The sequence below is a fragment of the Amycolatopsis taiwanensis DSM 45107 genome (assembly GCF_000519205.1).
Taxonomy (GTDB): domain Bacteria; phylum Actinomycetota; class Actinomycetes; order Mycobacteriales; family Pseudonocardiaceae; genus Amycolatopsis_E; species Amycolatopsis_E taiwanensis.
Map to the genome: position 1 here is coordinate 146,633 of NZ_JAFB01000013.1, position 18,395 is coordinate 165,027.

The window sequence follows — 18,395 nt, forward strand, 5'->3', positions numbered from 1 at the left end:
GTGTCTACGGCAGCCAGGAGACGTGCCCACGCAGCAGCGAGTAGCCGACGAAGGAGACCACGTCGAGCAGCGTGTGCGCGACGATCAGCGGCCAGAGCCGGTTCGTCCGCTGCCAGACGCGGCCGAACACCAGACCCATGATCAGGTTGCCGACGAACCCGCCGAACCCCTGGTAGAGGTGGTACGAGCCGCGCAGCACGGCGGCGCCGAGCAGGCCCGTGTTCTCCCGCATGCCGAGTTGCCGCAGCCTGGTCAGCAGGTAGCCGATGACCAGCACCTCCTCGGCGAAGGCGTTGCCGGCCGCGGAGACGACGAGCGCCACCGGTCGCCACCAGGTGTCGGTCAAGGTGGATGGTTGGACGGCGAGGCTGAAGCCGAGCTTCCAGCTGGCGAAGTACAGCGCCAGGCCGGGAATGCCGATCAGCGCGGCCAGCCCGGCGCCCCACAAGACGTCCCGGGCCGGGCGCGTGCGGTCCAGGCCGACCGCAGACAGCCGGATACCGCCGCGCACCAGCAGGTACGCGCCCAGCGCGCCCCAGGCGAACAACTGCACCGCCGACAGCAACTGCGCGAGCAGATCGAGCAGGCTGGTCACCGCCTGCGGAACGTTCAGCGCGACGTGCTGGGAGTTCAACGGCTCTGGCTGGAGGAGCGAGTTGATCAGGGAGAGCAGGCTGCGCGCACCGGAGAGGCCCAGCGTGACCGAGAAGACGATCCACAACTCGATCTTGAGCGCCCGGCGCTCGGGTTCGCTGGTGACCGGTTCGGGCACCGCGGGGCGCTCGGGTCGCAGCCATTCACGGGCCAGTGACGTCACTCTCGCACGCTACCGTTTCGAGCCATGAACATCGCTACCGCCGACCGCGTCGACCGCGGACGTCTGCTCGACTTCCTCCGCACCCGTCACCGGACGATCCTGCTCACCACCCGCGCGGACGGTACCCCCCAGCTTTCCCCGGTCACCAGCGGCCTCGACACCGAGGGCCGGCTCGTGGTGTCCACCTACCCGCAGCGGGCGAAGGTTCGTAATGTGCGGCGCAGTCCCGCCGTGTCGGCCTGCGTGCTCTCCGACGATTGGAACGGGCCGTGGGTGCAGATCGACGGGCAGGCCGAGGTCCTCGACCTGCCGGAGGCGGTGGAGCCGTTGGTGGAGTACTACCGGTGCATCTCGGGTGAGCATCCGGACTGGGACGAATACCGGGACGCGATGCGGCGCCAGGGCAAGAGCCTGATCCGGGTCACCATCACCCGCTGGGGCCCCATCGCGACCGGCGGGTTCCCGCCCGAGCTGGCCGCCGATTCCTGACCACGGGAATTCGCCGTGATCCCGGGGCGAATCCGGCCAACCGGCGCAAGGGTCAGGTGTACGAGGAACGAACAGATTTGTCCGTTTGTCGTACGCTACTAGCGTGTCCTCTGTGTCAAGCGCTGTGGAACTCACGCCACCCGGCCCCCGCGGAATTCCTCCCCTGTTCGCACGGCTCGTAGACGACTCGGCTCTGTTCCCTCCTGGGGACGTTGCCATGCCGGAAGCGTTACGCGCCCACTTCGCAGCCAGAGCCGGGGAGCACTCGGGACTGCTCGGCGTGTTTCTCTGCCAGGCGTCGCGGCTGCCCGAACTGATCACCGAGTTGATCAAGGTGAAGCCCAGGGAGCCGCTCCCGCTGTCGCTGATCATCGACACCGGGCTGGGCGGGGTACCCAAGGCGATCTCGATCGTGGAGTCGCGCAGCGAGCTGCTGTCGCTGCGCATGGTCGAGATGCCGGCACCTTCCGACGTAGACGAGGTGTGGCTGGAGCGGGTGTCGGAATTCGTGCCCGAGGACGTGATCCGGGTGGTCGAGCCGCGGCGGGGGGTCGGCTGGCTCGACGGCGTGCGCAAGGTGATCGAGCACGGCAGCTGGCCCAAGATCCGGTGCGGTGGGCTCTCCAGCGAGAACTTCCCCAGTGTGGACGAGCTGGCGGACTTCCTGGCCGTGGTCAGCGGTTCCCCCGGTGCCTCCTTCAAGGCGACGAACAGCCTGCACCGGGCCGTGCGGCACCAGGAGGACAAGACCGGCTTCGTGCATCACGGCTTCCTCAACCTGCTGGTGGCGGCGGCTCGGAGCCTGTCGGGCGGGGAAGTGCGAGAAGCGCTGTCGTCGACCGATGCGCAGGCGCTGGCGGACGAGGCGCGCGGGTTCTCCGAACAGGCCGCCAAGGCGGTCCGGTCCTTGTTCGCCTCCTACGCGTCGGCCGACTTCGCCGCCCCGGTCGCCGACCTGAAGGAGCTCGACCTGCTGTGACCGGGTCGCGGTCGGACGCGGCACCATGACCACCGAAGGGTCGCTGACGCTGGAGCGCGGCCTCGCGCTCCTGCAGGCCGTGGCCGACGCGGGCGGCGAAGCGGCGACCATTTCGGAGCTGGCGGAGAAGATCGGTGCCAGCCGGGCGGCCGTCTACCGGCTGCTGGGCCCGCTCGCCGCGCGCGGGCTGGTGCGGCGGGACGGCAGCAAGGTCCGGCTGGGGGCCGGGGTGCTGCGGCTGGCCGAGCGCGTGCTGCCGCAGGTTCGGGAGGTGGCGCGTCCCGTGCTGCGTGAACTCGCCGAACAGGTCGGCGCGACCGCGCACCTGTCCGTCGCCGCGGGCGACGAGCTGGAGTCGATCGCCGTGGCGGAGCCGTCGTCGACCGACGCCCACGTGGCCTACCGGGTCGGTTCGCGGCATCCGGTCTCCTCGGGCGCGGCGGGGATGGCCCTGCGGTTGCGGCCGGGCGGCCGGGGCTGGGTCGTGGCGCGCGGCGAGGTGCAGCGGGGGACCATCGGCCTGGCGGCGCCGGTGCGTGGCGTGCCCGAGTTACGGGCCAGCATCGGCGTGATCGCGCTGGGTCCGCTCGACGAGGAGAAGGTCGGTCCGCGAGTGCTCGAGGCCGCTACCAGACTCGCCGAGTTGTTGCGCTGAACGTGAGCATGAGTGACCCGTTACTGTCGAAAAACGGTACGAACGGGCCACTCATGGCAAGTTTCAGCCTCCGGCGATGGCCTGCCACACCGCGAACGCGGTGAACCCGGCGAAGGTGAACCCGGCGATCCGCTGCACCAGCTTCGGGCGGATCCGGCTGCGCACCTTGCGGCCGATGACCACGGCCACCGCGCCGACCGCGATCAGCGCGAGGAAGGCGCCGACGCCGACGGCCACGGGGTGACCGTAGCGGGCGGTGAGCCCGGCCGTGGCCAGTTGGGAGGCGTCGCCCCACTCGGCGGCGAAGAGCACCCCGAAAGAGGTAGCCGCCGAGCGGAGGAATGACACCGGGGTGGGGCCGGTGCGAGCCGCGTCCTCCCCGGTTTCGTCCGGCGCCGAGAACCCCTCGCGCAGGAGCATGAACGCACCGACGCCGAACAGGACCGCCACGAATGCGGCGACCAGGTTTTGCGGCAGGAGGGTCAGCGCGTGTCCGGCCAGTACGGCGATCACGCACTGCACCGCGAACGCGATGGTGACGCCGGCGAACACCGGCCAGGCCCGGTACCGGGTGGTCAGCACGAGCGTGGCGACCAGCGTCTTGTCCGGCAGCTCAACGGCCAGGACCAGGACGAATGCGCTGGCCAACGCCAGTAGTGCGGTCGACATGAGCGGCAAATCCCCTTTCGTGACAACGATAAGGGATCGCTGCTCCAACAGCCAGGTGATGGGAATTGCGAATTGTTTTGTTCGGTGTATTACGACAATTTCTTCGGCGTGGCTTAATTTGCTTTCCGGGTAGCCTGCGTAGTGCTAGTCGAGCAGTTCCTTCAGCATTGTCGCACCCTTGCGGGCAAGCCAGGTTTCGAAGGTCATCAGGCCGGGGTGTAGCCGGCGGAGTTCTTCGATATCGAAGCCGGGAAGTTCGACGCCCGCGTTTATGATCTCGTAGCCCCGGGCGAAGCGTTCGTTGATCGCACGGAGTTCCTCGATCGGCCGCTGCAGGTAGGGGACGTTGCGCCCGGTCGCCTTGCTGATCGCCGCGGCGGCTTGCGGCGGAGTGAGGACGTCGCCCACGAGGTCGAGCGTTTTTCCGCGGTAGGTTTGCGGGTCGGCGAGGGCCAGTGCGGTGAACGCGGCGATGTCGTCCAATGCGATGAACTGCTGCTTGACGTGGGGAGCCGCGGCGGTCCGTAGTGCGCCGTGGGAGACGCCGACCGTGTCCGACTGGCTGTGGTAGTTCTCCATGAACGAGCTCGGTCGCAGGATCGTCGCCGATATTCCCAGGCGGTGAATGTGCTGTTCGACCTCCCATTTCTGGGGTTGCATACCGTCGGCTCCGATCGCCGAGCTGTAAACCAGGTGTGTGACGCCGTGCTCGCGGACAGCGTCGGCGATCTCCTTCCCCGCACTGGCCTCGTCCTGACCGGGGCTGAGCGGTCCGGGGTGGACGCTGAACACCCCGTAGGTGCCGCGGACGGAACGGTCGATCGTGTCCTTGTCGGCGAGGGTTCCTTCGATCACCTCCGCTCCCGCGGCGGCGAGTGCGCGAGCTTTTTCGCCGGTGGCGTCGCGCGTGAGGATCCGGATCCGCCAGCCGTCGGCGAGCAGCCGGGCAGCGACCGCGCCGCCCTGCTGGCCGGTCGCGCCGGCGACGAGCACAAGCCTGTCCATACGAATTCCCTTCGACTCAAGCGGAACGACCGCTCCGATTTCGGCGACGATACGGAACGATCGCCCCGGTTGTCAACGGTGGTCCGGCGGGACCAAGGTCCCGTCAAGATCAGGACCACGGGACCTGACGCCTGGACTCGCGCGAAGGGAGTCTGGTGGCGTGGATGTGCTCCAGTTGGCGCGGTGGCAGTTCGGAATCACCACCGTCTACCACTTCCTGATGGTTCCGCTGACGATCGGGCTGTCCGTGCTGGTCGCGGGCATGCAGACCGCCTGGGTACGGACCGGCAACGATCGCTACTACAAGATGACGAAGTTCTGGGGAAAACTCCTGCTGGTCAACTTCGCGATGGGCGTGGTGACCGGAATCGTGCAGGAGTTCCAGTTCGGGATGAACTGGAACTCCTATTCCCGGTTCGTCGGGGACGTCTTCGGGGCGCCACTGGCGATGGAGGGCCTGGTCGCGTTCTTCGTCGAGTCGACCTTCCTGGGGTTGTGGATATTCGGCTGGGACCGCTTGTCGAAGAAGGCACATCTGGCGTGTGCGTGGGCGTTTTCGCTGGCCACGATGGCCTCGGCGTATTTCATCCTGGCGGCCAACTCATGGATGCAACATCCGGTCGGGGTCGAGTTGGTGGACGGCCGCCCGACCATGAAGTCGATCTGGGCGGTGCTGACGAACAGCACCGCGCTCGCCGCCATCCCGCACACCATCGCCGGCGCCTTCTCGGTGGCCGCGGCGTTCCTGGTGGGCATCGGCGGATGGCACCTGTGGCGCAGGCGCGACGAGCACCGGGGCGTGTGGCGGGCATCGCTGCGCCTCGGCGGGTGGACCGGCGTGGTGGCGTTCGTCGTGCTCCTCGTCACCGGCGACATGCAGGGCAAGCTGATGTTCGAGCAGCAGCCGATGAAAATGGCGGCGGCCGAAGCACTGTGCCACACCGAGCAACCCGCCAGTTTCTCGATCATCGCGATCGGCGACGTGGGCTCGCAGAACTGCGAAGACGTCAAAACGTTCAACGTTCCGGCGCTGCTTTCCTTCCTGGCGCACAATGACTTTTCCACGCAGGTGCAGGGCGTGGAGGATCTGATCACGCAATACCAGGAGAAATACGGCACCAACTATCCGGACGACCCGGCACTGGGCGAGTTGGCCGGCAAGCCGATCGACTACACGCCGAGCCTTCCGGTGACCTACTGGGGCTTCCGGCTCATGATCGGTCTCGGCGCGATTTCGGCGGGAATCGGGGTGCTGGCGCTCTGGCTGACCAGGCGTGACCGGATTCCGGACTCGAAGTGGTTCCCGCGCATGGTGCTGCTGGGGATGGCCACCCCGTTCCTCGCCAACAGCGCGGGCTGGATCTTCACCGAAATGGGCCGCCAGCCGTTCGTGGTGGTGCCCAACCCGACCGGGGTGGACGGCGTGTGGATGTTCACCGCGGAAGCCGTCTCGCGAATCAGCGCGGGCGAGGTGTGGGTCTCGCTGATCACGTTGACCACCGTCTACGCCGCCCTCGCCATCGTCGAGGTGTTCCTGATGAACAAGTACGTGCGCGGCGGTATCGCCGGGGTGCTTCCCCCGGAGAAACCCAAGCAGGACGCCGAGTCCGGCGAGACCTCGGACGACGACGCGCTCACCTTCGCCTACTAGGAATCGTGATGACCGAATCGACCCCAGCCCCCCACCCTCCCGGGGGGCGACCCCTCGGCCAGTCTACCGGCGGGGACGGGTTTGCCGGGCTGTGCACAGAAATCTGTGGACAACTTGGACCACTGTGGACAACTCGACGTGGGAACGTCGTCGAGGGTAATGAACGTCAGGGGTACGTGCTATGAGCCTGGAGATTCTCTGGTTCTGCATTGTCGCGCTGTTCTTCACGGGGTATCTGTTCCTGGAAGGCTTCGACTTCGGCGTCGGCATGCTGCTGCCGGTCCTTGGCCGCAACGACACCGAACGTCGCGTCCTGATCAACACGATCGGGCCGGTGTGGGACGGCAACGAGGTGTGGTTGATCGTCGGCGGCGGCGCGATGTTCGCGGCCTTCCCCGGCTGGTACGCCTCCCTGTTCTCCGGCGCATACGTGCCGCTGCTGGTCCTGCTGGTGGCGCTCATCGGGCGCGGAGTCGCATTCGAATACCGCGGCAAGGTCGACTCGCCACGCTGGCGCCGCACCTGGGACCGGGTGATCATCATCGGGTCCTGGGTCGCCACGCTGGGCGTCGGGATGGTCATCGCCACCACGGTCCTCGGGCTTCCGCTCGACGCGCACGGAAACCGGGTCGGGTCGCCGTTCGAGGCCTTCCGCTGGGACACCATGCTCGGCTCGCTGGGTGTCGCCGGATTCGCGCTGGTGCACGGAGCTGCCTTCCTCAGCCTCAAGACGGCCGGTGAACTCCGGGAACGCGCGCGGCTGCTCGCCATCCGCATCATGCCCGTCGCGATGCTGCCGATAGTTGCCCTGCTCCTCCTCGTCCAGCTGCGCGAGGGTTCACTGTGGACACTGGTGATGCTGGCGGTGACCGCCGTCGCGGCCGTGGTCGCCTGGCTCAAGCTGCTCGCGAACCGGGACGGGCAGGCGTTCGCCGCACTCGCCCTCGTGGTTGTGGGCGCCGTGGTGGTGCTGTTCGGTTCGCTCTACCCCAACGTCCTTCCATCTACTTTGGACGCGGCGAACTCGTTGACCGTCGAAGGCGTCTCGTCCAGCCCGTACACCCTCAAGGTGATGACCTGGGTGGCCGCCTTCGGGGCGCCGGCCGTGCTGGTCTACCAGAGCTGGACGTACTGGGTCTTCCGTAAGCGGATCAGCGTGCGGAACATCCCGCCGGTGCACACACCATGAGCCTTCCCGGACGCTCCACCCCTCCCGCAGAAGTGTCCACAACGGACACGTTGCGTCCGGGAAAGGGTCCGCTCGGCGCGCTGCCCGCCCTCTCCTCGGCGGCGCGCCGGGCGCTCGCCCTGGCCGGCGCGCTCGCGCTGGTCAACGCGGCGGCACTGGTGGCGCAGGCGTTCCTGCTCGCGTCGGCCTGCGCCATGGTCGTCGATCGGCAAGGCCTTCCCGCCGCCCAGCTCGCCGCACTGCTCGGCGTGGTGCTCGGCCGAGCCCTCGTCGCGTGGGCGACGCGGGTGGTCGCCGCGCGCGCGGCGGCCGGCGCCAAGGAAGAGCTGCGCGCCAAGGCCGTCGACCACGCGTTGCGGGTCGGTCCCGAATGGATCGCAGTGCGCGGTCCCGGTGAGTTGACCGCGTTGACCACCAAGGGCCTCGACGCCCTCGACGCCTACTTCACCAACTACCTTCCGGCACTGGTGACCGCCGCGGTGGTCCCGCTCGGCGCGGGCGCGGCCGTGCTGTTCACCGACTGGCCGTCCGCCGTGATCATCGCGCTGACCGTCCCGCTGCTACCGGTGTTCGCGATCCTGGTCGGCAAGTACACCGCCGACCGGTCCGCTGCCGCGGCCGACGCCGTGCACAAGCTGTCCGGCCAATTGCTCGAACTGGTCCGTGCGCTCCCGGTACTCGCCGCGTTCCGCCGTGCGGAGGCCCAGGCCGAGACGGTGCGCCGGGTGTCGGACCGGCACCGGCACGCGACGATGAAGACCCTGCGCGTCGCGTTCTCTTCGGCGTTCGTGCTGGAACTGGTGGCGATGCTCTCCGTCGCCCTCATCGCGGTGGTGATCGGGGTTCGGCTGGTGTCGGGCGAGCTTCCGCTGGCGATCGGCCTCGGCGTGCTGATCCTGGCGCCCGAGTGCTACCAGCCGCTGCGCTCGGTCGGCGCGGCGTTCCACGCCAGCGAGGACGGGGTGGAGGCGGTTCGCCGCGTCACCGAGGTACTGGCGGAGCCGGTCATGGCCGGGGGCTCGATGGTGGCGGACCGCGGCGAGGTGCGCGTGCGTGACCTGCGCGTCGCGCGGCGCGGTGGGTTCGCCCCGGACGGCGAATCGTTCTCGGTGCGTCCCGGCGAACTGGCCTGGCTGGCCTCGCCCAGTGGTGCGGGCAAATCGACCACCCTGGCCGTCCTGCTCGGTTTCGTGCGGCCGGCGTCGGGCGTGGTCACGGTGAACGGAACCCCGCTGGATCACCTCGACATGTCGACTTGGCGTCAAAATGTCGCGTGGGTTCCGCAGTCACCGGCGTTCGCCGGCGGCACCATCCGGGCCGAACTCGAACTCGCCCTCGCCGACCGTGCGGCGGGCCCGCTGCCCGGCGAGATCGAAGACGTCCTGGCCTCGGTGAACCTCGCGGGCCTGGAATGCGCGCGGGTGGATCGCCTGTCGCTGGGACAGCGCCAGCGCGTCGCGGTGGCCAGGGCCCTGCTACGGGTGCGACACGGCGCCTGGCTCCTGCTGCTCGACGAGCCGACCGCGCACCTCGACGCCGCCAACGCCGAACTGGTCATGTCCGCCGTGACCGCGGCCTGCGAAAGCGGCGCCGCGGTGGCCATCGCCGCGCACGAGCGCGCCGGCGGGCGGGTGGACGGTTTCCCGCCCCTCAGCGTCGAGCGCAATGACGGTGAGGAAACCGAGGAAGCATCGAGGACCGCGCACCACGCGTGGAAGCTGGTCGACCGGCGGTTGGTCCTGGGGTCGCTCGTGGGGGCGGCGGCATTGCTGTCCGGGTTGGCGCTGACCGCGACGTCCGGGTGGCTGATCGCGAAGGCATCGCAGCAGCCGCCGATCCTCACGCTCACGGTCGCGATCGTCGGCGTGCGGGCGTTCGGCCTCTCCCGCGCCGGACTTCGCTACGCCGAGCGGTTGATGACCCACGACGCTGCCTTCCGGATCGCCGGACGGCTGCGGGTCGCACTGTGGCGGGCACTGGTGCGGTTGGGCCCGGCGCGGGCCGCGAGCCTGAGCCGGGGCGAGGGACAGCGACGGTTGGTCGCCGACGTCGACACCGTGCGCGACCTGCTGCCCCGGGTGCTCACCCCGCCCATCCTGGCGGGCGTGGTGCTGCTCGGCGCGGTCGTCGTGCAGACGGTCCTGCTGCCCTCGGCCGGGCTCGTGCTCGCCGCCGCGGTCATGCTCGCCGCGCTCGGCGGACCGTGGCTCGCGTTGCGGGTGGAGCGGCGCGCCACCTCGGTGCTGACCACGGGGCAGCGGGAAGTAGCCGCGAAGGTGCTCGGGCTCTTCACCGCGGCGGGCGAGCTGATCGCCTTCGGCGCACACCGTCACCGCCGTGCGGAACTCACCGCGGCCGACGCCCGGCTTGCCCGGCAGGCACGGCGGCAGGCGCTCGGCTCCGGTGCCGCCGACGCACTGATCACGCTGTGCACCGGCGTCGCCGCCGTGATCAGCACCTGGCTGGCGGCGTCGAACGGCCAGCTCGACCCGATCCTCACCCCCGTCCTCGCACTGGTGCCGCTCGCGCTCGCCGAGGTGCTCGCGCTGCTGCCTCCGGTCGCTCAACACTGGGACACGCTCCGCCTCGCCCGGAACCGGCTCGCCGAACTCACCCGGACGCCGGGCAAGCCGGCCGAAGTCGCTCGGCCCCGCACACCGCTTCCGACGATCGAGTTGAAGGGCGACATCGGCTGGCCCGGCGGGAAAACCGTGCTGCACGGGGTGGATCTGCACATCCCGAGGGGTCGCTGGGTCGCCGTGGTCGGAGCGTCGGGGGCAGGGAAATCGACGCTGCTCGCGGCGTTGCTGGGTTTCGTCGACGCGCGCGGCGATCGCGCCGGAAGGATCGCCTGGGCACCGCAGGACCCGCACCTGGTGTCGACGACGGTCGCCGAGAACCTGCGGCTCGCCGACCCGCGCGCGAGCGAGGAGCAACTGGCCGAGGCGCTGCGGATGGCCTGCCTCCCGGACCTCGCTCTCGACACCGTCCTCGGCAGTGGCGGCAGCGGACTGTCCGGTGGGCAGGCGCAGCGCCTGGCGCTGGCCCGCGCGTTGATCGCCGCGCCACAAGCCGAACTGGTCCTGCTCGACGAGTCGACGGCGCATCTCGACGAGCCCACCGCCGACAAGCTCAGGGCCAACCTCCGGACGGCGCTCACCGGCCGCACGGTCGTGCATGTCACGCACCAGGCAAGGGAAGCCGACGACGCCGACCTGGTCGTGGAGGTGGGCGACGGACGCGTTCGCGTACGGGAAGGCGTCTACTCTTGATACTGCTCATGGAACCGACCCTCGCCGCGCAGGCGCTTTCCGCCGCCACCGACATCACGACCGCCGCGCTCTCGGGTGACGAGCCCGACGCGGTGCTGACGACGGTCGTGCGGAAGGCCGCCGAGCTCGCCAGGGCCGACCTCGGCCTGGTGATGGTGCGAGCCGACGACGGATGTGTCTCGGTGGAGGCGGCCCACGGCGCCTACGAGGGCGACCTGCGTGGCCTGACCCTGCCCGCCGAGTCGTCCGCCGGGCGCGTGGCGCGGGGCGGGGAGACGGTGGTCGCGGACGATTTCACCGCCGACCCGCGCACCGCCCCGTACGTGCCCGACGAGTTGAGCGGGTTCGGTCCGTTCGCCGCCGCGCCGTTCGGTGCCGGTGGTCGGGTGCTCGGCTCGCTCGCCGTCTACCGGGTCTGGGCGGCCGAGCCGTTCTCGCCCGCGACGGTGGAGGTGCTGACCGCCTTCGCCGCGCAGGTCGGCGTGGTACTGGCCCTGGCCGAGGGCGCGACCGCGCGCCACCGCGTCACCCTGTACCAGGAGCGGGAGCGGATCGCACGCGAGCTGCACGACGTCATCGTGCAGCGGTTGTACGCGGCGGGTATGCAGCTCGACCGGGTACGCCGGCGGATGCGCAAACGGTTCGCCGGAACCGACGCCGCCCGGCTCGGCGAGGCGATCGACCAACTCGACCAGACCATCGACGAGATCCGGGCCACCGTGCGCGAGCTGCGCTCCCCGGAGCCCGAGCCCGAGCCCGAGTTCACGCCGCACACGGACCTCGCCGAGTCCGCGCGCGGCGAGGTGCGGATCGCCGGGGAACTGCTGGGATTCCCGCCCACGCTCGAGCTGTCCGGCGAGTTCGCCGACGTGGCCACCGAATGCGCGGACCACATCCGCGCCGCGTTGCGGGAAGCACTGTCCAATGTGGTCAGGCATTCCGGGGCCAGCGAGGTGCGAGTGAGCCTGCAGCGCGAAGGCGGGCAGGTGCGGTTACGCGTACGGGACAACGGTTCCGGGGTGCCACAGGGCGTGGCCACCCGCGGTTTGCGGCATCTTGCCGAACGGGCCGAGAGCGCCGGTGGGAAGTTCTATCTGAACTCCTCGCCGAGCCTGGGCACGCTGGTCGCGTTCGACCTGCCGGTGGATGACGGCCCCCCTGGCGCCCCGTGCCACGAGGCTGATTCCTTCGGCGAGACGAAGGTCGACGGTGGCCCCTGAACGTCCGTGGACGGTTGTGGACGCCACGCTCGATGAGAGCAGGACAGTTCTGCCGCTCGACGAGTCAACCCGCTCGGGCCTGCTTCACGCGCTCGCGCACCTGTCCCCGAACCAGGCCCAGTTGGCCGGCCCGGACGGTTCGGTTGACTTGCCCGAACCGGTGTACCACGTCCTGCGGAAGATCGTTGAGGACCTGGCCCACGGACGAGCGCTGGTCGCACACACGGTTGACCCGCAGCTCACCACCGGGCAGGCCGCCGACCTGCTGGGCGTAACCCGCGTAACCCTCGTCAAGATGCTCCGAGGACGGGGAGATCCCGCACACGCGCGCTGGCCGTCACCGCCGTGTGCAACTCGCCGACGTTGTGGCCTACAAGAAACGGGTGCGCCACGAACGGGAGACGGCAATCGATGTCGTCGTGTTCGAGTCGGCGTACGACGGCACAGCCGACGTGCCGCGAACTCTCCCCGCTGGCGACGAGTGAGCGGTTGGCGCGGTCCAGTCCACCACCGGGAGTCGGTACGGGCGGCGCAATCCTCGCGAGCGACGGCTAGGGACTTCCTGGTCGAAGCGCCTTGGCTGCGCGGCAGAAAAGGCCACCTCACATAAGCACGTCTCCGCACCAAGGGCGAGCCGCCCTCGCCGAGTGAGACGCAAGGGTGATGGCGCGGCGGGCGCCTCGAGAGTGCGATCGCCTCGGCGAGTGTGACCGGGGAGACTTTGACTTGCTAGTAATTTCAGTCGAGACTGAAATTACTAGCAAAGACTCGCATGGAAGGTGGCGGCGATGACTCCGCGTCCCGAGCAGGTGATGTTCAACAGCCTTGGCACCAGGTGCGCCGGTGATCTGTACCTACCCGAGGCGGACGGCCCCGTTCCCGGCCTGGTGCTGGGGCACAGCGGGGTGATGGTCAAGGAGGCGCTGGCCGTGTTCGCGCCGTACTTCGTGCGCGCCGGGTTCGCCGTGCTGGCGATCGACTACCGCACGGTCGGTGGCAGCGAGGGTGAACCTCGGGGCCAGGACTACCCGCAGCGGCAGGTGGAGGACTTCCGCAGCGGGATCTCCTACCTGCAGAGCCGGCCGGAGGTGGACGCGGCCCGGATCGGGCTGTGGGGGGTCAGCGTCGGGGGCTCGGTCGCGGTTCAGGCCGCCGTGCTCGACCGGCGCGCGAAGTGTGTCGTGGTGCAGAGCCCGAGCGTGTGGAACGGGTGGCGCTACCTGGAGCGGTTGGTTGGCCGCTCCGGTGTGCATGCGATGCGGGAAAGCCTGGACGAGGACTGGCAACGCCGCTACGAGGGTGAGGCCAGCGCCCGGGTCCCGCACCTGACGCTGGAGGGGGAGAACGTGGCGGAAGCGCCGGACCTGGCCGCCGAGATGTTTCCCAGCTATCGCAACGAGAAGACGCACGACTCCACCGAGCACCTGCTCACTTTCGCGCCCGAGGACCTCATCCACCGACTGGCCCCGACCCCGCTGTTGATGATCGCCAACGGTGGCTGGGACCCGTACCACATGCTCGAGGAGGCGCAGAGCGCGTTCGCCAAGGCCGGTGAGCCGAAACGGCTGGAGGTGCTGCCCTACGACGTCCTCGGCCTCTACACCGGTCCGGGTCTGGAGGAGGCGATGGCGCTGGCGGTGGGCTGGTTCGACCGCTATCTGCGCAGGACCCGGCTGGCCACCGCCACCCCGACGCCCACCCTTGAGTCGGTGGCTGCCATGACACAGTGACAGCCCGGACCAGTCAGCCGAGGAGGAAGCGTGATGTCCAGTCAGGACAACCAGGATGAGGTGCTGCGGTGGATCGAGCGAGTGGCCACGTTCTGTGTGGAGGAGTGGGCGCTCTCGCCGATCACCGGGCGGATCCTCGGCCTGCTGATGATCTGTGACCCACCCGAGCGCTCCGCCGGCCAGATCGCCGAGACGATCCAGGCCAGCCGCGCCTCGCTCACCTCGAACATGCGCTTCCTCACCACCATCGGGCTTATCCGCAAGGTCCGGGTGCCGGGTGACCGCACCACGTACTACCGCATCGAGGACGACGCCTGGCACAAGGTCATCCAGCGCAAACTCGACAGCCTCGGCGCCTTCGGGGACGTCGCCGACGAGGGCATGCAACTCGCCGGCGGCGAAGGCCCCCGCACCGAACGAATCCGTGCCGCGCAGCAGGCGCTGACCTGGCTGCGCGACATCGCCGCGCGCAATCCCCTGAAAACGTAAGGACTTTTCGTGCAACGCCTGCGACTCGACCTGGACCCGCTCCGGGAAACCCTGCTGCTGACCCTCTACGCCAGGGCCCTGGACGCCAAGCTCGGGCACCCGATCCTCGGCGACACCCACTCCGCGGAGATCGCCGACGCGATCGACTACGACTTCGCCAAGCTCAAAATCAAGCCCAGCCTCATTTGTGGCACCGCCCTACGCGCCAAGAAACTCGACGACACGGTCCGGGCGTTCGTTGCAGACCACCCCGACGCCGTTGTGCTCGATCTCGGATGCGGACTCGACACGCGCATGCTTCGCTGTGACCCACCCGCCGGCGTCGACTGGTACGACGTCGACTTCCCCGACATCGTCGACTTACGGCCCCAGTTCCTCCCGGACCGGTCGCTGCGCATAGGCGCCGACCTGACCGAACCGGGCTGGCTCGACCCGCTGCCCCGCGACCGGCCAGCCATGATCGTCGCGGAGGGCCTGCTGCCCTTCCTGCCCGGCGACACCTTCCAGCGGATGACCCGGCAACTGACCACGCATTTCGACACCGGCGAACTCGCTCTCAACGGCTACACCCGGTTCGCCGCCTGGTCGATGAAATACCACCCGACGATCAAAGCCATCGGTATCACGGCCGCCCAGGGCTTCGACGACGCACACGAGCCCGAGACGTGGGGCGCCGCCCTCACCCTGGCCGAGGAGAAATTACTCGTCCGTGCCCCGGAAGTGGCCGACTTTCCCCAGCCACTGCGCGCGGCCACCCGGCTCATGAGCCGCAGCACCGCCATGTCCCGGCAAGGTACCCGCATACTCCGCTACCGGTTCTGAATCCGGGTAGCACCACCGAAAAGGCCGGGTCATCGCCCTTCGCTTGCGGCACGACGACCGTGCACGGAATTCTTGACCTCGTCCTATGTAGAGGTTCCAGACTGGTCGGCATGAGTGATATCGAGGAGATCAAGCAGATCATTGCTGATGTCGAGCGCGGGTTCAATACCAACGATGCTGCGTTGATGAACAAGCACCTGGCGCCTGACGCCGCCGTCGTCAACGTCGTGGGGGCTCGGCTGGCCGGGTTGGCGGAGATCATGGCGTCCAGCGAGCAGGGGTTGGCGGGACCGTTGCGGGACCAGTATGCGCGATACGTCGTGCGGGATGTGCGCTTCGTGCGGCCGGACGTGGCGTTGGCGTACAAGGAGGCGTATGCGATCACCGCGGACGGCGGGCCCATCGACTCCGACCACACGATGTGTGCGCTGTACGTGCTGGTCAAGGACGACGGCCGCTGGTTGATCACGGCAAGGCAGAACACGTTGGTGCCCAGATAGGACATCCTCGGCGGGGTGGTCAAACGGTTCCGGAAAGGCGGGCCAGTTGGTCCCGTGCTGCGCCGGCGATGTCCGCGGGCACACCGAGTTCGCCGAGCATGGCCGCCGCCGCGGCCATCTCGTGCGTGCGGCGAACCGCGTGGCGGTAGGTTCCCGTCGTCAGCCGGTCCACAGTGGATTCGGCTGCCGCGGTCAATTCGGCCACGATCACCCCGCGCAACCAGCCCTCGCAGCCCGCCGCCCGTGCGGCCGTCAGCGCCTCGACCACGGCCGACGACATGCCCTTGAAGAACACGCTGCGGAGCAGCTTGCGTTCGGCGGCAAGCCCGGCGTCGCCGCCCATCACCTCGACGGACGCGCCGAGCGGGCCGAGCAGGTCCGCGGTGGCGGCGGCCGCGACCCCGCTGGCCAGCATCGGCACCTTGAGCCCACGCCCGGGAACCGGTGCCATGATCGCGATATCGGTGAAGGGCACGTCGTGCCCGGCGGCGATCTCGGCAAGCTTCCGTTTCATGCCGGGTGAGGCGGTGTTCAGGTCGGCCCACACGGCCCCCGCGCGCAGTCCGGCGAGCCCGGCACGCAGGGCGTCTTCCGCGGCCGACGCGCTGTTCACGCTGAGCACGAGGTCCGCGCCGGTTGCCGCGTCCGCCTCGGACGAACAGTCACCGGGCAGTTCCGGGTCGTAGCCGCGCACCGTGGCACCTGCCGCGCGGAGGTCGTGTGCCAGCGCGCCGCCGGCCTCACCGAGCCCGAGTACGGCTATAGTGACGGTCTTTCCGGGCATGAGTGACCCTCCTGACGCGGTCGGCCTACAATCGAGTAGACGATGTTAGCGACAAAATTGTCAACAATGAGGCGGGCGGGAGCGGTGTTGACGGAGGATTCGGCCGAGCGGGCCGGCACGGGAGCGCCGGTGGTGGCCGCCATCAGGGCCGCGATCATCCACGGTGACTTCGCGCCCAACCAGCGGCTGGTCGAGGCCGATCTTTCCGCGCAGTTCTCGGCGAGCCGGGCGAGCGTGCGCGCGGCGCTGATCGAACTCGCGAACGAGGGCCTGGTCGAGCGGGTGCAGAACCGGGGCGCCCGGGTACGGTCGATCTCGATCGAGGAGGCCGTGGAGATCTCCGAAGTCCGCATGGTGCTGGAGTCGCTGTGCGCGCGGAAGGCGGCCGAACGGATCACCGCCCAGCAGGTGCGCGACCTCAAGGCGATCGGCCGGGCGATGCGCCGGGCGGTCGGCAGCTCGGACGTGGTCGGTTACTCGGAACTCAACGAACAGCTGCACCGCCGGATCCGCGAGATCGGCGGGCAGCACACCGCCGCGCAGGTGCTGGAGCGGCTGCGGGCACAAAGCGTGCGGCACCAGTTCCGGCTCGCCATGCGCCCGGGTCGGCCCGCGGTGTCCCTGCCGCAGCACCTGGCGATCATCGACGCGATCTCCGCGCACGAGCCCGAGCTCGCCGAACAAGCCACGCGTGCGCACTTGGCCAGCGTGATCGAGGCGCTCGTCGAATCGGCCGAGACAAAACAGCGGGGGTAGCGCACTTACTTTCCGCGCCGGGCGACCCACGCGGCCACCTGTGTTCTCCGCTGCATCCCCAGTTTGGCGAGCACCGAGGTCACGTAGTTCTTCACGGTTTTCTCGGCGAGGAACAGCTGTTCGGCGATCTCCCGGTTGGACAGTCCGTCACCGATCAGTTGCAGTACGCTGCGTTCCCGCTCGGTGAGGTGGGCCAGCGCGTCGTCGTGCGGGTGGCGGAACTTGTCGAGTATTCGCGCGGTGGTGAGCGGGTCCAGCAGGGACCGGCCGGCGGCCACCTCCCGCACCGCGTTGACCACGTCCTGGCCACGCACCTGCTTCAGCAGGTAGCCGGAGGCACCCGCCATGATCGCGCCGACCATGGCCTCCTCGTCGTCGAAGGCGGTGAGCACGAGGCATTTCGGCGCGTTCGGCTTCGACCGCAGCTCGCGGCACAGCGTCACACCGTCCCCCTCGCCGAGACGCACGTCCACCACGGCCACGTCCGGCTCGACGTGCATCGCCACCGCCAGTGCCTCGTCCGCGCTGCTCGCCTCGGCGACGACCTCGATATCGGGTTCGTCGCTGAGGAGTTCCCGAAGTCCCCGGCGCACGACTTCGTGGTCGTCAACGAGCAGCACCTGAATAGCCATACCCCGAGGTTACGTGGCGGTTGTCCGCCGGTTCGCAGCCTCTGCCCGGACGAATCCTCCGGGCCGGCTGCCGTTCCGCCGACAGCGCCTTGGCCTCGGCCGGCGCCGGGCCGCCGAACCGAACAACCCGGTGACCTGGCGGCCGGCGGTGCCGTCGTTTCCGCGATCTGGAAACCGGACAGAATCCCGGTGGCAAATGTCCGGAATGGGGCAAGCAGCCGAATCGGAAAACGCTTTCAGCGGACAGTGGCGGCGCGGTTACCCGCGGCTGTCGGAAGTCACAAAGCCCGGATGCTCCATAAGGTGCCGTTGATGTCATGCGGTATCACTGTTGCCATGTCGCCGATCCCCGAGCTACAGCAACGGCAGATCGATCGCTGGTGCGAGCGGCGCGTCCCAGCGAGTAAACGCGGGGAGCTCACGGTGATGTCCCGCTGGCGCGGGCGCATGGTGACGTTGGTCGAAAAGCGCGCGGAGCCCCCCGACGGCGGAGGGCCCGCACAGGTCACCGAACATGCTTTCGCGCAGTTGCGTTACGGCACGGACGGGTTGTGGACCCTTTACTACTGGGTGGACGGCCTCGCGCGCTGGCGCCAGTATCCGGCGAGCCTGCCGGAGAATTCCCCGGTGCCGCTGCTGCAGGACATCGACCGCAGCACCGACGACGGCTACTTCCACACCTGGCTCAGCGCGCGGTAAGAACGCCAGGGGCTGCACCCCCGGAGGGGGCAGCGGG

The 18,395-nt window shown here is 69.1% G+C and carries 19 protein-coding genes; 13 read left to right on the forward strand and 6 right to left on the reverse strand.

Annotated features, from left to right (window positions below; translation table 11 throughout):
* Positions 1 to 4: 4 nt before the first annotated feature.
* Entirely contained in the window at positions 5 to 817 is an 813-nt protein-coding gene (locus tag A3CU_RS0111535; RefSeq protein ID WP_027942422.1) for a CPBP family intramembrane glutamic endopeptidase, read from the reverse strand.
* 24 nt (positions 818 to 841) lie between these two features.
* Between A3CU_RS0111535 and A3CU_RS0111540 the strand changes: the two genes are divergently transcribed.
* From A3CU_RS0111540 to A3CU_RS0111550, 3 genes are all read left to right on the forward strand, one after another.
* On the forward strand, positions 842 to 1,306 hold the full coding sequence (locus A3CU_RS0111540; RefSeq protein WP_027942423.1) for a PPOX class F420-dependent oxidoreductase: 465 nt from the start codon (positions 842 to 844) through the stop codon (positions 1,304 to 1,306).
* 124 nt (positions 1,307 to 1,430) lie between these two features.
* Positions 1,431 to 2,285, forward strand: a complete 855-nt coding sequence (locus tag A3CU_RS0111545) for a hypothetical protein (protein ID WP_169739623.1) — start codon at positions 1,431 to 1,433, stop codon at positions 2,283 to 2,285.
* Between the two features lie 25 nt (positions 2,286 to 2,310).
* A complete protein-coding gene (locus tag A3CU_RS0111550) occupies positions 2,311 to 2,940 on the forward strand; it encodes an IclR family transcriptional regulator (protein ID WP_027942425.1) in 630 nt (209 codons plus the stop codon).
* Between the two features lie 63 nt (positions 2,941 to 3,003).
* Here the strand turns inward: A3CU_RS0111550 and A3CU_RS0111555 are convergent, their stop codons facing one another.
* Both A3CU_RS0111555 and A3CU_RS0111560 read right to left on the reverse strand, forming a co-directional pair.
* Positions 3,004 to 3,609, reverse strand: a complete 606-nt coding sequence (locus A3CU_RS0111555) for a TMEM165/GDT1 family protein (protein ID WP_027942426.1) — start codon at positions 3,607 to 3,609, stop codon at positions 3,004 to 3,006.
* A gap of 144 nt (positions 3,610 to 3,753) precedes the next feature.
* A complete protein-coding gene (locus A3CU_RS0111560) occupies positions 3,754 to 4,614 on the reverse strand; it encodes an NmrA family NAD(P)-binding protein (RefSeq protein WP_027942427.1) in 861 nt (286 codons plus the stop codon).
* Positions 4,615 to 4,774: 160 nt separating this feature from the next.
* On the opposite strand from A3CU_RS0111560, the gene A3CU_RS0111565 reads away from it, so the two are divergent.
* The 4 genes from A3CU_RS0111565 (at position 4,775) to A3CU_RS44410 (ending at position 11,946) form a co-directional block, all read left to right on the forward strand.
* The gene (locus A3CU_RS0111565; protein ID WP_027942428.1) at positions 4,775 to 6,265 is read left to right on the forward strand and encodes a cytochrome ubiquinol oxidase subunit I; all 1,491 of its coding nucleotides are present in this window, start codon (positions 4,775 to 4,777) and stop codon (positions 6,263 to 6,265) included.
* 181 nt (positions 6,266 to 6,446) lie between these two features.
* Positions 6,447 to 7,454, forward strand: coding sequence for a cytochrome d ubiquinol oxidase subunit II (gene cydB / locus A3CU_RS0111570; protein WP_027942429.1), 1,008 nt, complete (start codon positions 6,447 to 6,449; stop codon positions 7,452 to 7,454).
* Positions 7,451 to 10,726, forward strand: coding sequence for a thiol reductant ABC exporter subunit CydD (gene cydD / locus A3CU_RS0111575; protein WP_027942430.1), 3,276 nt, complete (start codon positions 7,451 to 7,453; stop codon positions 10,724 to 10,726). Before cydB ends, cydD begins: the two co-directional genes overlap by 4 nt.
* A gap of 8 nt (positions 10,727 to 10,734) precedes the next feature.
* Complete coding sequence (locus A3CU_RS44410; RefSeq protein WP_084143211.1) at positions 10,735 to 11,946, forward strand: GAF domain-containing sensor histidine kinase; 1,212 nt, start codon at positions 10,735 to 10,737, stop codon at positions 11,944 to 11,946.
* Positions 11,947 to 12,010: 64 nt separating this feature from the next.
* Here the strand turns inward: A3CU_RS44410 and A3CU_RS52330 are convergent, their stop codons facing one another.
* Positions 12,011 to 12,271, reverse strand: coding sequence for a hypothetical protein (locus A3CU_RS52330; protein WP_027942431.1), 261 nt, complete (start codon positions 12,269 to 12,271; stop codon positions 12,011 to 12,013).
* 463 nt (positions 12,272 to 12,734) lie between these two features.
* Here A3CU_RS52330 and A3CU_RS0111595 point away from each other — a divergent pair, with 463 nt between their 5' ends.
* The 4 genes from A3CU_RS0111595 (at position 12,735) to A3CU_RS44415 (ending at position 15,487) form a co-directional block, all read left to right on the forward strand.
* Positions 12,735 to 13,676 (forward strand): alpha/beta hydrolase, encoded by a 942-nt coding sequence (locus A3CU_RS0111595; RefSeq protein ID WP_043840935.1) that lies wholly within the window; start codon positions 12,735 to 12,737, stop codon positions 13,674 to 13,676.
* A gap of 33 nt (positions 13,677 to 13,709) precedes the next feature.
* A complete protein-coding gene (locus A3CU_RS0111600; RefSeq protein WP_027942433.1) occupies positions 13,710 to 14,165 on the forward strand; it encodes a GbsR/MarR family transcriptional regulator in 456 nt (151 codons plus the stop codon).
* A 9-nt stretch (positions 14,166 to 14,174) separates the two neighbouring features.
* Complete coding sequence (locus tag A3CU_RS0111605; protein ID WP_027942434.1) at positions 14,175 to 14,987, forward strand: class I SAM-dependent methyltransferase; 813 nt, start codon at positions 14,175 to 14,177, stop codon at positions 14,985 to 14,987.
* Positions 14,988 to 15,097: 110 nt separating this feature from the next.
* On the forward strand, positions 15,098 to 15,487 hold the full coding sequence (locus tag A3CU_RS44415; protein ID WP_043840936.1) for an SgcJ/EcaC family oxidoreductase: 390 nt from the start codon (positions 15,098 to 15,100) through the stop codon (positions 15,485 to 15,487).
* Positions 15,488 to 15,506: 19 nt separating this feature from the next.
* Here the strand turns inward: A3CU_RS44415 and A3CU_RS0111615 are convergent, their stop codons facing one another.
* Positions 15,507 to 16,271 (reverse strand): NAD(P)-dependent oxidoreductase, encoded by a 765-nt coding sequence (locus A3CU_RS0111615; protein WP_027942435.1) that lies wholly within the window; start codon positions 16,269 to 16,271, stop codon positions 15,507 to 15,509.
* 87 nt (positions 16,272 to 16,358) lie between these two features.
* On the opposite strand from A3CU_RS0111615, the gene A3CU_RS0111620 reads away from it, so the two are divergent.
* Positions 16,359 to 17,027: a GntR family transcriptional regulator gene (locus tag A3CU_RS0111620; RefSeq protein ID WP_043840965.1), complete on the forward strand. Its 669-nt coding sequence runs from the start codon at positions 16,359 to 16,361 to the stop codon at positions 17,025 to 17,027.
* Between the two features lie 5 nt (positions 17,028 to 17,032).
* Here the strand turns inward: A3CU_RS0111620 and A3CU_RS0111625 are convergent, their stop codons facing one another.
* A complete protein-coding gene (locus A3CU_RS0111625; protein WP_027942437.1) occupies positions 17,033 to 17,659 on the reverse strand; it encodes a response regulator in 627 nt (208 codons plus the stop codon).
* A gap of 336 nt (positions 17,660 to 17,995) precedes the next feature.
* Here A3CU_RS0111625 and A3CU_RS0111630 point away from each other — a divergent pair, with 336 nt between their 5' ends.
* A complete protein-coding gene (locus A3CU_RS0111630; protein WP_027942438.1) occupies positions 17,996 to 18,358 on the forward strand; it encodes a DUF3024 domain-containing protein in 363 nt (120 codons plus the stop codon).
* Positions 18,359 to 18,395 lie beyond the last annotated feature (37 nt).

Excerpts from the sequence above, each read along its gene's own strand:
- A3CU_RS0111625 (WP_027942437.1), bottom strand. The coding sequence starts at position 17,659 with ATGGCTATTCAGGTGCTGCTCGTTGACGACCACGAAGTCGTGCGCCGG.
- A3CU_RS0111615 (WP_027942435.1), bottom strand. The coding sequence starts at position 16,271 with ATGCCCGGAAAGACCGTCACTATAGCCGTACTCGGGCTCGGTGAGGCC.
- A3CU_RS0111595 (WP_043840935.1), top strand. The coding sequence starts at position 12,735 with ATGACTCCGCGTCCCGAGCAGGTGATGTTCAACAGCCTTGGCACCAGG.
- cydB (WP_027942429.1), top strand. The coding sequence starts at position 6,447 with ATGAGCCTGGAGATTCTCTGGTTCTGCATTGTCGCGCTGTTCTTCACG.
- A3CU_RS44410 (WP_084143211.1), top strand. The coding sequence starts at position 10,735 with ATGGAACCGACCCTCGCCGCGCAGGCGCTTTCCGCCGCCACCGACATC.
- A3CU_RS0111540 (WP_027942423.1), top strand. The coding sequence starts at position 842 with ATGAACATCGCTACCGCCGACCGCGTCGACCGCGGACGTCTGCTCGAC.
- A3CU_RS0111600 (WP_027942433.1), top strand. The coding sequence starts at position 13,710 with ATGTCCAGTCAGGACAACCAGGATGAGGTGCTGCGGTGGATCGAGCGA.
- A3CU_RS0111555 (WP_027942426.1), bottom strand. The coding sequence starts at position 3,609 with ATGTCGACCGCACTACTGGCGTTGGCCAGCGCATTCGTCCTGGTCCTG.
- cydD (WP_027942430.1), top strand. The coding sequence starts at position 7,451 with ATGAGCCTTCCCGGACGCTCCACCCCTCCCGCAGAAGTGTCCACAACG.
- A3CU_RS0111630 (WP_027942438.1), top strand. The coding sequence starts at position 17,996 with ATGTCGCCGATCCCCGAGCTACAGCAACGGCAGATCGATCGCTGGTGC.
- A3CU_RS0111560 (WP_027942427.1), bottom strand. The coding sequence starts at position 4,614 with ATGGACAGGCTTGTGCTCGTCGCCGGCGCGACCGGCCAGCAGGGCGGC.
- A3CU_RS0111550 (WP_027942425.1), top strand. The coding sequence starts at position 2,311 with ATGACCACCGAAGGGTCGCTGACGCTGGAGCGCGGCCTCGCGCTCCTG.
- A3CU_RS44415 (WP_043840936.1), top strand. The coding sequence starts at position 15,098 with ATGAGTGATATCGAGGAGATCAAGCAGATCATTGCTGATGTCGAGCGC.